Here is a 12,327-nt window from a genome sequence, read left to right as displayed (position 1 = left end):
AAAAGAAAGAATCCGTCTCCCATTAAGTTGAGGCGGATTCTCTTTTTAATATTCTTTCTTATAATTCCGGAGAACAAACTTTATTCCGGTTTCTATAATGTCTCCCATCGTTTTACAATACTTGAAGTTGACATCATAAGTGAGCTTTTGTAACGCTGTCCTTAATTCTGTGACATTGGCTTCCGGTGCGATATTATCTTTTTTCATAATAGAAATAAGTTCATCAAATCTGTTTTGGCTGCTGGTCACTCTTTTTACGATTTGTGATCGTACCTCCTTACGGTATTGTTCTATAGAGCTGGGCTTCAGTTTTTCCAGTACCATATTGACCATTGGGCTGTTTTCTTTGAAATACTGCGGAAGATAAACTTTTAAATTCCCTTCATAAGTTTGCTGATCAAAATCAATGGGGCGAATTCTATAAATAACCTGGTCGAAATCATGTATAGGAATAACAACATAATTATAAGAACGCATGTCGCCAAGCAGGCCAATAAGACAACGCTCATTGAATTTCACAAATTCCTTGGAAATCTGTGCTTTTTCAAGTTCTGAGCAGCTGGATAAATGTTTCTGAATAAAAACATCTCCGGGAATTCCCAGAATATGTTCTTCAATCAAAGTATTTTTGTAAACCAGAAAGTTAATCCGGTTGGGAGAAAGCAGGTCTTCAAGTTCCAATCCGAATATTCGGGAAGCATCGGCCTGTTTAATATAAAAATAAGTATAATTATCGTTCAGTACATTTCTTACCCGGATCCGGAAAGGTTTAGAATTCCCGAAAGTACAAAAGTCAATGGTATCCACTTTCAGATAAGGTAAAGTAGCGATGTCCCCATCAGAATGAAGCAAGGTGTAAATCTTATTTAAATTGGCTTCTATTTCTTTAAACTCAAATTCAGGATATAACACCCCAAGCCACAAAGTATCTTTGCCTTCTTTATCCAGAATTCTCACACTGTCACTGAACCTTAGCAGATCTTCATACAGAAACTTGATCTTGGTAGTTCTGTTATATTTTTCCAGATACTGCTGTAATGCTTCTGAAACTGGAAATATGGGTTTTCTGAACGCTATTTTTACATCTTTCATGACATTGTTCACTTTGATTAAATATAAAGATTTTTTTTTGTAATAATTGAGGAATCCTTATTTTAACATTCATTGGATACTTTTGTATAAAAAATAAAGCGGACAAAATTTTATTTATTTTTTCTTGAATTTTTTTATTTATTTTTTCATAGCTTAGTGATATCGTAATATGGTGATTTTATGTTGAATAAATGTAGATAAATTTAGATGATCCAAGAAAAATCTTAGTAAAATTTTTTATGTTACAGTTTTTTTTTAAATTTAAACACTGGATTGGTAATTTATTTGATTCATCTGTAAATTACTCAAAGACAGATCCAAACCAGAATAAGAAATCTCAAAATAACAATAATATGGCAATGTTTAATTATGGTGTTGGCGGAAACGAAGTAAAAGTAGACGCTAATGAAGCTATTCAGGAAATACAGGAAAATAAATCACTGATAGTAAGCCAGCTTACAACAGAAGAGTCTTATACTCCTGAAATCGTAACAGGATTAAAAACAGTGGAAGACGTTTTCAAACATTTTCAGCCTTCAATATCGGTACAACACGAAACAGAAGACGGAGGAGTGGTAGAAGAAGAATTCCGTTTTCAAAACCTTGGAGACTTTACCCCTAAAAGCCTTACTCAGAAGTCAGATTATCTGCAGCAGCTGAGCATGGAACAGGAGCAGTACAATAAAATAGTACGTCAGCTGAAAACCAATAAAATTCTACGCAACATGCTGGAGAACGATCAGACAAGAACTGCGTTCATAGAAGTATTGAAAGAAGTGGCACAAGAACTTGAAAAATAATTAAAGACTAACATTAAATCATGGATAGCAAATTACAGGCACAAGAAAGCCAGCAGCAGGGGCAGCAGCAACACGCAGGGCAGCCGAAGGGCAACCCGCTTGCAGAGCTCAATAAAATGGGAGGATTTGGCTTTGTTGAATCCGTTGTAGACGGTATTGCCAATATGAACCCAACAAGAAAGGCAAGAAAAGAAATCTTCCTGAATGACAGCAATAAAGCAGACGAAAGAAAAGAACTTCTTCAGAAGATCAATCTTTGGGTAAACCTTTTAGAAGGGAGTGAATCTGCGGATAAAATGGCCGATACCTGCAAAACTAAAGCACAGCAGGCCGATCAAAACCTGAAAACAAACTTAAAAAATACACTGGATGCCGTTCGTCTGTTGGAAACCAACTACAGAACAGTAGCTCAATTCTACAAAAATACAGAATTGGATAAAGTGGATAACGTAAGTATCGTAAATGCAAGCCTTGAACAGGTTTCCGATTTGGATAACCCTTTGTTCATTGATGCAATCTCAGAAGAATTCAAAAATTATTACGACCGTCTTGACCTTAGAGATAACTACTCAATCCTTGCCATTCCAGGATATTTAGGATCTAACAAGGTGATCGAGAAATGGGCAAAAATCTGTAACGAAAACAAAGTTATGATGGTTACAGACTTCGCCAACCTTGATAAACCGGATGACGTTGTAGATTTATTCCACTCTGCAAACCTTACAGGAGGTGAGCTTCACAGAAGTAACGTTATTATGACGTGTAACTGGCTGGTAGGACGTGGGAAAGCTGAAGAAGTAGGGGAAGAAGAAAATGTAGAACTTCCACCTTCCACTTCATTAGCCGGAAAAATCCACAAAACACTGATGTCTCAGGTGGCAGCAGGTAAAAAACATGGTAATATCAACGAAGTAGACGCAGTAAAATTCGAATTGAAGAAAAGTGAAATTTCTCAGTTGGAAAAAATGGGTCTTGTCCCTATGGTAAACGAGTACGGAAAAATTATGGCTTTCTCAGCGAAGACCTTATTTACAGGAGACAATATCGGTCTTCAGACGTATTCCGTAGTTCGTGTATTCGATTATGTAACCAAAGTATTGCTTGACTTCCTGAACAGAAGAGCTTTCGAAAACTGGAATGCTAAAAACGAAGACGATTTGAGAAGACAGATTGTGACGTTCCTTGATAACATCAAAGGACCGGACAAATTGATCGAGAAATTCAAAATTGTTCGTTTTGAGCAGGATAGAGTAAACAAAGACAGAGTGTGGCTTGATATCCGTATGACCCCTTATTTCCCTACAAAAAGTTTCGTTATTAAATTGGACGGACACAAAGGAGATGACGGTAATGAATGGGATGCAGAATATACTCAGGAGTAACATCAACGTACTTTATATAACAAAAACCGATGCAATATTACATCGGTTTTTTTTCAACCAACACCTATGAAATTTAATATGAATAAGAAGCTTATTATGGGTTTACCTGCAATAATGATGGTACTTCTGATAAGCTGTGAGAAAAAATACCAAAGTCCAGGCACTTACGAAAATGATCTTTTCGCACAGGAACGTCAGGAAGGAAAAGCATACATCATGAATAGAGATGAATGTTTTGATGGCAGTGAACTCGTCCTTGCAAGTTCAGAGGTAAAATTAGCAGACAGTTCCAAAGGCCGGGGAAAATCATTCTTTCTTTATAAAGTAAAATCCGGAAAAGTATTAAAAACGGTAAGAGATTCTACTGTAGAAATGCCCATGATGTTTTTATCCCAATATAAATTAAAGATCAAAAATACCGATTCCATGTATGTTTATCTGAAAAAACTGGAAGGGTATCGTTTCATTGCCAAAGACAGGAATTTAAAATACCAATGGTTAAAAGCCGCGCCCGTATATTCTGTGAAAGCTGATAAATAAATTTTATCTTTGCAAAATATAAGATGCTTCCACTTAGCTTAGCATGACATTGTTAATACTAAGTGTTTTCAAACATAAAACAAATGTCATTGGGTTTTTAAAAGCAAAGCATCTTTTAAAAAGCAAAACAAAAATTTTTGGAGAAGGATAACCGAAATTCAGATTTTCTGCATATTGGCAGCAAAATCCTTGAATGGTATAAAAATAATGCTAGAGATCTGCCTTTCAGACAGACAAAAGATCCGTACAAAATCTGGATCTGTGAAATCGTATTTCAGCAGACAAGGATCAATCAGGGATTAAACCATTACAATAATTTTATTAAAAGATTTCCCAATGTAAAAACGTTGGCTGAAGCTGAAGAAAACGAAGTTTTATTGTATTGGAAAGGATTAGGCTATTATTCAAGAGCTATCAATATTCATAAAGCCGCCCAACAGATCATGAATGATTATCAGGGCGTTTTTCCGAATCAGTATGAAGAAATTTTAAAATTAAAAGGAGTAGGGAAATATACTGCTGCAGCTGTTTCGAGTATATGCTTCGGAGGGAAAATGCCTGCAGTTGACGGGAATTTTTACCGTGTTCTGAGCCGTCTTTTTGCTGATGATTTTGATATTTCAAATTCAAGAGCATTTACGTATTTCTCTGAACTGGCAGCTTTGGTAATGCCGGAAAATGTGGGCGATTTTAATCAGGCCATGATGGATATAGGGTCAGAAATCTGTAAACCCAAAAATCCATTGTGTGAAGAATGTCCTGTGAATAAAGACTGTCTTGCATTTTCTATGCAAAAAATGTCAGATTATCCCGTGAAAACTAAAAAAGTAAAGGCAGAAGATCTTGCTTTAACCTATTATTTTGTGCATAGAAACGGAAAGTTCCTGATCCGTCAGAGAACAGATGACTTCATATGGAAGAAATTGTTTGAGTTTGCGACAGCCATTTCTACAGATATGGAGCGTTTCATTACAGGCTCAAAAACAGTTACCCATAAGCTGACCCATAAGAATTTAACTATTGAAATATTGAATGTTGAAATCATTTCTGAGAAGATCTGGAACGATTTTATTGCTGAAAACCAGTACCTGATTACCGACGTTGAAGGTTCTCATGAAAAATCCTTTCCGAAGCCTCTGGAAAATTACATTCAAAACTCTCTGAAAGACTGAAATTTGTCTTCCGAAATCTGAAATCTAATTTGTACTTTTGCAAAATGATTAAAAAAGTCATTTTTATTTTTGTATCGCTGCTTTTAATTTCATGTGGAAAAGACGCTTCACCAAAACCTTATGGGGAGCTGCGTCTTGAATATCCTGCACCGAAATACCAAAAGTTTGAAAACAATTGTGCCTATACCTTTGAATATTCCGATTTTGCTTCGATTGCACCTGCTAAGAAACCTTGCTGGTTCTATGTGAATTATCCGAAAATGAAGGCTAAGCTTTTTGTTACCTATTACCCGATACAGAACGACTTTGCAGACCATATCAAGGAAGCTGAGAAAATGGTGTATGAACATACCATTAAAGCAAGTTCCATTGATACAAAATCCTTCGAATATCCTGAAAAGAAAGTTTATGGAAACTTCTATGAGCTGAAAGGCCAGAGTGCTTCCAATCTTCAGTTTTACATTACAGACAGTACGAAGCACTTCGTTACTGCTTACTTATATTTTAATACGAGACCGAAACCGGATTCTCTTGCGCCTGCAGTGAACTATATCAAAAATGATATGAAACACCTGCTGGACACTTTTGAATGGAAAAAATAATTACTTTTAATATACATTGAAAAATATATGAAACTTTTAGTTGTAGGAAGTGTTGCATTTGATGCAATTGAAACACCATTTGGTAAAACGGACAAAATTTTAGGAGGTGCTGCCACTTATATCGGGATCACTTCATCAATTTTAGGCGTTAAATCCGGAATTGTTTCTGTAGTAGGAGGAGACTTTCCACAAGAACATCTTGATATGTTCACAAACAGAGAGGTAAACATCGAAGGAATTGAAATTGTAAAAGAAGGAAAAACATTTTTCTGGTCTGGAAAATACCACAATGATCTGAATACAAGAGATACTTTGGCTACAGAAGTAAATGTACTTGAGAATTTCGATCCGAAAATCCCGGATTCAATGCAGGATGCCGAAATTTTATTACTTGGAAACCTACACCCTGGAGTGCAGCTGTCTGTACTTGAAAAAATGAACAACCGTCCTAAGCTGGTTATCCTTGATACCATGAACTTCTGGATGGATTCTGCATGGGATATCTTAATGGATATGATTGCAAAAACAGACGTTATTACCATCAATGATGAAGAAGCAAGACAGCTTTCAGGAGAATATTCTTTGGTAAAAGCGGCTAAAAAAATTCACACAATGGGTCCTGAGTATGTGATCATCAAAAAAGGAGAGCACGGAGCTTTACTTTTCCATGACAATAAAGTATTTGCTATCCCGGCACTTCCGTTAGAAGATGTTTTCGATCCAACAGGAGCAGGAGATACTTTTGCCGGAGGATTTGCTGCTTATCTTGCTAAAAAAGAAAAAATTGATTTCGATACGATGAAATCTGCACTTATTGTAGGATCTGCAATGGCTTCTTTCACTGTAGAGAAGTTCGGAACTGAAAGAATAGAGGAAGTAAGCGAAGCAGATATGTTCAGCAGATTGAGACAATTCAAAGAATTAACGACATTTGATGTTGAACTGCAGTAAATAAGTCTTTTTAAGAAATATTTATAATAAAAAATTGAGTGTAATTCGTTAAGAATTCTAAATTTGCAACTTGTTAAAATAGTAAAATGACAAATAAACTAAAAATCACTTTTCTTCTTGGGATTTTCATCATGATATTCTCTTCAAATATGATGAATGCCCAGCTAAAACAAGGAGATTTGGTGGATGGTATTGCAGCTGTTATCGGGGATGAGATTGTTTTGGAATCTGATGTAAACGAGCAGATGAATTATGGGAAACAACAGGGAGCTGCGAATACAGACAAATGTGAGTTCCTGGAAAACCTTATCAGCAACAAGCTTCTTGTATACGAAGCAAAAAAAGATACCTTAATTGAAAACCGTTCTGCAGCCATTAAGGAACAGGCTAACGCAAAATACCGCCAGTTGCTTTCTCAATTTCCGGATGAAAAAACATTGCTTGCCGCTTATAAGTTCAGAAACTCTTATGAGATGAAAAATGCTATCGAAAAGATAGACACAGACCAGTACTACGGACAGGCAAAATACCAGAGAATTACTGATAAAGCTGACGTTACTCCAAATGAGGTTACTGATTTCTACAATATGTATAAAACACAGTTGCCACAAGTAAAAGATGAGGTTACTTTAGCTCAGATTATGATCTATCCGGCACTTACGGAAGCTCACAAGCAAGATCTTATCAACAGATTGAAAAAGATCAAGCAGGATATTATTGGAGGAGAAACCTTCGAGAGCCAGGCAAGAATCTATTCTGAAGATGAAGGATCGGCTGCTAATGGAGGATTGTATAAAAATATCAATAAAGGGCAGATGGTTAAACCATTCGAAGCTGCTGCATTGAACCTTCAGGAAAATGAAATCTCAGATCCTATCGAATCTGAATTTGGTTTCCATATTATTCAGTTATTGAAAAGATCAGGTAAAGTATATGATGCAAGACACATCTTGTTAAAAGCTACACCTACTGATGAGGAAATTAAAACAGCAAAAGCAAAACTAGACAGTATTAGAGGTCTTATTTTGAATGGCAAAATGACATTTAAAGACGCTGCTTTTAAATTCTCAGAAGATAAAAGAACAAAATTCAACGCTGGAATAGTTCCTGGAGCTGATGGTTCTGATAAAATCGAAAGAGAAAGTATTCCTGGAACAATCAGCTATGAATTGGCAGGATTGAACAAGGGAGACATCACTACTGCTTTTGAAGATGAAGAAAACAAGAGAAAGCAAATCAAGATTATTAAAATTGAAGATGTGATTCCTTCTCACCAGATTACACTGGAAACAGATTTCAGCAGAATCAAGCAGATGGCGCTGAATAAAAAGAAAAGTGAAATGGTTGAAAAGTTTGTCAACTCTAAGTTACCGACAACTTTTATCTCCATTGACGGACGTTACGACAGCTGTAGCTTTAAGTCTAACTGGAAGAAACAATCCTTGACAAAATAAAATCAAAACCTTCAGAATTTCTGAAGGTTTTTTTTATGATAAAGCTTTAAAACCTGAATGGGAATGATAGAAAATATTGACATATTCTTCCCTGAAAACCATTGTTTTTAGTATTTTTACGCATGAGCAATTTTATAGATTTCAACGCTGCAAAAAAACTTCATGATATGGAGGCAACACAAAATAGAATTTCACACCTTTTTAATATTAAATATCCAATTATCCAGGCTGGGATGATCTGGCACTCGGGATGGAGACTGGCTTCTGCTGTTTCTAACTGTGGCGGATTGGGTATCATAGGAGCAGGAAGTATGTATCCTGACATTCTAAGAGAAAATATCCGGAAATGTAAACTGGCGACTGATAAACCATTCGGGGTAAACGTACCGATGTTATACCCTAATATTGAAGAGATCATTCAGATTATTCTTGAAGAAAGAGTGGAAATTGTATTTACGTCAGCAGGGAATCCTAAAACCTATACAGAAACCCTGCAGAAAGAAGGAATAAAAGTAGCTCACGTAGTTTCCTCTACCAAATTTGCTGTAAAATGTGAAGATGCAGGAGTGGATGCTATTGTTGCAGAAGGTTTCGAAGCAGGAGGTCACAACGGAAGAGATGAAACAACAACGTTCTGTCTTATTCCGAATGTAAAAAAACATATTTCTAAACCATTAATTGCAGCAGGTGGAATTGCCTTAGGCTCACAAATCAAAGCAGCCATGATTCTTGGAGCAGACGGTGTACAGATCGGTTCCCGTTTTGCTGCCACTACAGAAGCAAGTGCTCATGAAAACTGGAAAAAGAAAATTACAGAACTACAGGAAGGAGATACTCATCTTACCTTGAAAGAACTGGCACCTGTAAGAATGGTGAAAAATAAGTTCTTCAATGAACTGGAAGATATCTACCTGAATGGAAGAGATAAAGAAGCCTTAATTGCTTCATTAGGAAGAGCAAGAGCAAAACGCGGAATGTTTGAAGGAGATATGGAAGATGGAGAATTGGAAATAGGTCAGGTTTCAGCTCTGATTGATGACATTCTTCCGGTAGAAACTGTTTTCAGTCACTTATTAAAAGAATTTGAAGAAACGAAAATGCCTGTTTTTTAAAATATAATTATCTAATGGAAGGAAGAATAATTGATGTAAAGGGTAAAAAATTATATATAGAACACTATAATCCGTTTGAAGGCAGACCTACAATTATATTTCTGCATGATTCACTCGGTTCGGTACAGCTTTGGAGAGACTTTCCAGCTAAATTATCTGAAGCTGCACAATGCAATACGCTTGCTTACGATCGCTTAGGTTATGGAAAATCATATCCAATGCCTACTCATGAAAGACCCGTAAATTATATGGAGCTGGAAGCTGATCTGCTGAATGATGTATTGATTGAAATGAATCTTGATCATGTGATTCTCTTCGGGCATAGTGACGGGGGAACAATAGCTTTGATCACCGCTGCAAAATATCCCGAAAAAGTAAAAGCCGTTATCTGTGAAGCAGGTCATATTTTTGTGGAAGACGTAACTTTAAAAGGAGTCTATGATGCCTGGGAAGCTTACAAAACAACCAATCTTGCGGAACGTTTACAGAAGTATCACGGAGATAAAGTAGAAATGCTTTTCAAAGCCTGGACAGAAACCTGGACACGGGATGATTACAGAACCTGGAATATAGAGTATCTGTTGAAAGATATTAAAGCTCCATTGTTATTTATTCAGGGAGAAGCTGATGAATATGGGACGTTGGATCAGATGGAAAAAACAGTTAGTCAGGTAAGTGGAAGTGCTGAAAAATATATTATTCCCGCTATAGGCCATACACCACATAAAGAAGTTCAGAATCTGGTACTCCAAAAATCAGAAGGATTTATCAGAAATATTTGATAACTTTTCAGATGAAATCGTCAACTTTAAATAAAGAAAGAGAATACGTAAATATTCTCTTTTTTATGATTTAATTTTAATGGATCAATAATGGATCTGTAAGGCGGCTGATAGGCTGGAAACCTATAAATTGCAGGCTTGAAGAAACATAATGTTCTTTCGAAGGTTCTTCATGTACTAAACTGGTGCTCAAATATTTTTTATTGTCATCGCATAAGAGAGTGACTATTGTAGCATCCTGACCCATTTCTTCTTTTAGCATAATAGCGCCTATGACATTTGCTCCGGAGGAAATTCCAACTGCTAATCCCAATTCTTTTGCCAGTTTTTGCGCCACGATAATTGAATCTCCGTCATATGCCTGTAAAATTCTGTCAAGACGATCCAGTTTTACAATAGCAGGTATAAATTCATCAGAAATACCCTGAATACGATGAGATCCCGTTTTATAACCAGTGGATAATGTTGGGCTTTCAGCGGGCTCCAGAGGATGAATACGGGTTGCGGGGTTCAGTGAAAGTAAATGATTTCCCACCCCCATCACAGTTCCTCCGGTTCCTACTCCTGCAACGAAGGCATCAGTTGTTAAGCCAATAGAAGATAACTGCTTGCTTATTTCTTTTCCTGTGGTAAGTTCATGTGCTTCAGCATTGAATTCATTTTCAAATTGTTTTGGTAAAAATACACCACCTTTAGCAGCAAGTTCTTCACTGATCTGAATACTTCTAAGAAAACCTCCATCACCTTTACTTACAAGCTGAATGTCGGCTCCAAGACTTTTTATGATGTCCATACGCTCCTTACTCAGCCAGTCAGGCATTATAATTTTAACTTGGTGTCCCAAGGCTTTGCCTATTGCTGAAAATGCGATTCCGGTATTGCCACTAGTTGCTTCTATGATAATATCCCCAGGTAGGATATGACCATTTAAATAAGCTTTATAAAGAATATATAGAGCCATCCGGTCTTTTATACTGCCCGTAAGATTGAAATTCTCACATTTAACATAAATTTTGTCTTGTTTGCCTTTGTACTTATAATGAAGTTCCAACATAGGTGTATTCCCTACAAGATGCCATAAATGATTAAACTTATTCCTCAGCTCTGGAGATAAGCAGGGATCTACAATAATTTTTTCTGTTTTCATTTGTTTTGAATAAATTTTTGTCAAAATTATTTGTTTTTAGTTTTATTTCAAATATTTATTGTAAAACCAAGAAAAAATAATATAATTTATGGAATTGTTTTGTTTTTATTCAGAATAAGTTCTTATTTTAGAAGGAAATCAATAAAAATAAAAAATATGCCACTTGATGAAACAGATATTAAGCTTTTACGCATTCTTCAGACCAATAGCGCTATAAGTAATAAGGAATTAGCCTTTCGGCTGCACAAATCAGTTCCTGCGGTTCATGAACGAGTAAAAAAAATGAAGGCTCAAGGTTATATAAAACGAACTGTAGCTATTTTAGATAGAACCAAGATAGGGCTCTCTCTCATTTCTTTTTCACAGGTTTTCCTAAAAGAACATACTGGTGAAGTATTAAATGAATTTGAGAAAGAAGTAATTAAATTTCCAGAAGTAATGGAGTGTTACCAGATTGCAGGTTCGTATGACTTTATTCTCAGAATTGCTACTAAAGATATGGAAGCGTATCACCAGTTTCTAAGGCATAAACTTTCTATGCTTCCCAATGTGAGTACTGTACAAACTTATTTTGTACTTTCGGAAGCAAAAAGCGAAACGGCTTATCCGTTATAAGAGTAAATTGATATTGAAAGTAGCTGTCCCTTGAAGTAATGTAAAGATATACTATTACAGCAATAGGATTTCTGCTTTTATATTTTCTTTTGACTGAGTTTCATATTTTTCCTTAAAATATTCTGTTTTAAAAATACTTTCAAGTTCAAGAAAATGTTTAAGGACTTTTTTTCGTCCCGGTTTATACAAAAAATCAGGGTAAATAGAATATTCTCTTCGGATATTTTGAGTGTATTCCATATAGGTTTTAAAATCTTTACCCAATACGGAAAGATCAGCATCCAAAAGATAATTGGTGTCTGCATGATCAGACTGCTGGTGAGATTTTGTCGCCAGAATCTGCTCCGAAATAATTGAGATTTTATCGTTATTTACATGAATTTCAGAAAGTCTTTTCTCTGCTTTAACAGCACTTTTCTCTTCATTAGATTTGGATGTCGCATCGTAGATAATATCATGATAAAATACAGAAAAGGAAACGGCCGTAAAATCTGAAATATTCGCCTTCACTGCTTCAAGTTCATGAAACATATTTTCAAGATGAAAAAGATTGTGATAATGTCTGCCTTTTTCAGAATATCTGGTTTCAATCTCCTTCCAAAGACTGTTAATCAACTGCAGATCGTTGGTAAGCGAAGAACAAAGCTGTTCGAATTGCTGATTCAGATTCATAAAAAG

13 protein-coding genes are annotated in these 12,327 nt (G+C 35.9%); 10 read left to right on the top strand and 3 right to left on the bottom strand.

Annotated elements, in window-relative coordinates; translation table 11 throughout:
- Positions 1 to 45: 45 nt before the first annotated feature.
- A complete protein-coding gene (locus JOE44_RS10980; RefSeq protein WP_209785612.1) occupies positions 46 to 1,092 on the bottom strand; it encodes a hypothetical protein in 1,047 nt (348 codons plus the stop codon).
- A 353-nt stretch (positions 1,093 to 1,445) separates the two neighbouring features.
- Between JOE44_RS10980 and JOE44_RS10975 the strand changes: the two genes are divergently transcribed.
- The 9 genes from JOE44_RS10975 (at position 1,446) to JOE44_RS10935 (ending at position 9,887) form a co-directional block, all read left to right on the top strand.
- Positions 1,446 to 1,892 carry a type VI secretion system contractile sheath small subunit gene (locus JOE44_RS10975; RefSeq protein WP_245169760.1) on the top strand — a complete coding sequence of 149 codons (447 nt, stop codon included), beginning with the start codon at positions 1,446 to 1,448 and terminating at the stop codon, positions 1,890 to 1,892.
- Positions 1,893 to 1,912: 20 nt separating this feature from the next.
- Positions 1,913 to 3,274 (top strand): DUF5458 family protein, encoded by a 1,362-nt coding sequence (locus JOE44_RS10970; protein WP_105683879.1) that lies wholly within the window; start codon positions 1,913 to 1,915, stop codon positions 3,272 to 3,274.
- 78 nt (positions 3,275 to 3,352) lie between these two features.
- Positions 3,353 to 3,814 carry a hypothetical protein gene (locus tag JOE44_RS10965; protein ID WP_245169759.1) on the top strand — a complete coding sequence of 154 codons (462 nt, stop codon included), beginning with the start codon at positions 3,353 to 3,355 and terminating at the stop codon, positions 3,812 to 3,814.
- Between the two features lie 137 nt (positions 3,815 to 3,951).
- On the top strand, positions 3,952 to 4,986 hold the full coding sequence (mutY, locus tag JOE44_RS10960) for an A/G-specific adenine glycosylase (RefSeq protein ID WP_209785609.1): 1,035 nt from the start codon (positions 3,952 to 3,954) through the stop codon (positions 4,984 to 4,986).
- Positions 4,987 to 5,030: 44 nt separating this feature from the next.
- On the top strand, positions 5,031 to 5,588 hold the full coding sequence (gene gldD, locus JOE44_RS10955) for a gliding motility lipoprotein GldD (protein ID WP_105683882.1): 558 nt from the start codon (positions 5,031 to 5,033) through the stop codon (positions 5,586 to 5,588).
- A gap of 27 nt (positions 5,589 to 5,615) precedes the next feature.
- Entirely contained in the window at positions 5,616 to 6,539 is a 924-nt protein-coding gene (locus JOE44_RS10950; protein WP_209785608.1) for a PfkB family carbohydrate kinase, read from the top strand.
- Between the two features lie 86 nt (positions 6,540 to 6,625).
- On the top strand, positions 6,626 to 7,993 hold the full coding sequence (locus JOE44_RS10945) for a peptidylprolyl isomerase (protein ID WP_209785607.1): 1,368 nt from the start codon (positions 6,626 to 6,628) through the stop codon (positions 7,991 to 7,993).
- A gap of 167 nt (positions 7,994 to 8,160) precedes the next feature.
- On the top strand, positions 8,161 to 9,105 hold the full coding sequence (locus tag JOE44_RS10940) for a nitronate monooxygenase (protein ID WP_209789170.1): 945 nt from the start codon (positions 8,161 to 8,163) through the stop codon (positions 9,103 to 9,105).
- Between the two features lie 14 nt (positions 9,106 to 9,119).
- Entirely contained in the window at positions 9,120 to 9,887 is a 768-nt protein-coding gene (locus JOE44_RS10935) for an alpha/beta hydrolase (protein ID WP_209785606.1), read from the top strand.
- Positions 9,888 to 9,963: 76 nt separating this feature from the next.
- Here the strand turns inward: JOE44_RS10935 and JOE44_RS10930 are convergent, their stop codons facing one another.
- The gene (locus JOE44_RS10930; RefSeq protein WP_209785605.1) at positions 9,964 to 11,034 is read right to left on the bottom strand and encodes a PLP-dependent cysteine synthase family protein; all 1,071 of its coding nucleotides are present in this window, start codon (positions 11,032 to 11,034) and stop codon (positions 9,964 to 9,966) included.
- Positions 11,035 to 11,190: 156 nt separating this feature from the next.
- Here JOE44_RS10930 and JOE44_RS10925 point away from each other — a divergent pair, with 156 nt between their 5' ends.
- Positions 11,191 to 11,649: an Lrp/AsnC family transcriptional regulator gene (locus JOE44_RS10925; protein WP_209785604.1), complete on the top strand. Its 459-nt coding sequence runs from the start codon at positions 11,191 to 11,193 to the stop codon at positions 11,647 to 11,649.
- A gap of 54 nt (positions 11,650 to 11,703) precedes the next feature.
- Here the strand turns inward: JOE44_RS10925 and JOE44_RS10920 are convergent, their stop codons facing one another.
- Positions 11,704 to 12,321, bottom strand: coding sequence for a hypothetical protein (locus JOE44_RS10920; RefSeq protein ID WP_209785603.1), 618 nt, complete (start codon positions 12,319 to 12,321; stop codon positions 11,704 to 11,706).
- Positions 12,322 to 12,327: the final 6 nt, after the last annotated feature.

Source organism: Chryseobacterium sp. PvR013, assembly GCF_017833095.1.
Taxonomy (GTDB): Bacteria; Bacteroidota; Bacteroidia; order Flavobacteriales; family Weeksellaceae; genus Chryseobacterium; species Chryseobacterium culicis_A.
The sequence above is the reverse complement of the archived record's forward strand: the minus strand, read 5'-3'. Positions and strand labels throughout refer to the sequence as shown.

Coding starts and splice junctions, on each gene's coding strand:
- JOE44_RS10980 (WP_209785612.1), bottom strand. CDS start 1,092: ATGAAAGATGTAAAAATAGCGTTCAGAAAACCCATATTTCCAGTTTCA.
- JOE44_RS10975 (WP_245169760.1), top strand. CDS start 1,446: ATGGCAATGTTTAATTATGGTGTTGGCGGAAACGAAGTAAAAGTAGAC.
- JOE44_RS10970 (WP_105683879.1), top strand. CDS start 1,913: ATGGATAGCAAATTACAGGCACAAGAAAGCCAGCAGCAGGGGCAGCAG.
- JOE44_RS10965 (WP_245169759.1), top strand. CDS start 3,353: ATGAATAAGAAGCTTATTATGGGTTTACCTGCAATAATGATGGTACTT.
- gldD (WP_105683882.1), top strand. CDS start 5,031: ATGATTAAAAAAGTCATTTTTATTTTTGTATCGCTGCTTTTAATTTCA.
- JOE44_RS10950 (WP_209785608.1), top strand. CDS start 5,616: ATGAAACTTTTAGTTGTAGGAAGTGTTGCATTTGATGCAATTGAAACA.
- JOE44_RS10945 (WP_209785607.1), top strand. CDS start 6,626: ATGACAAATAAACTAAAAATCACTTTTCTTCTTGGGATTTTCATCATG.
- JOE44_RS10940 (WP_209789170.1), top strand. CDS start 8,161: ATGGAGGCAACACAAAATAGAATTTCACACCTTTTTAATATTAAATAT.
- JOE44_RS10935 (WP_209785606.1), top strand. CDS start 9,120: ATGGAAGGAAGAATAATTGATGTAAAGGGTAAAAAATTATATATAGAA.
- JOE44_RS10930 (WP_209785605.1), bottom strand. CDS start 11,034: ATGAAAACAGAAAAAATTATTGTAGATCCCTGCTTATCTCCAGAGCTG.
- JOE44_RS10925 (WP_209785604.1), top strand. CDS start 11,191: ATGCCACTTGATGAAACAGATATTAAGCTTTTACGCATTCTTCAGACC.
- JOE44_RS10920 (WP_209785603.1), bottom strand. CDS start 12,321: ATGAATCTGAATCAGCAATTCGAACAGCTTTGTTCTTCGCTTACCAAC.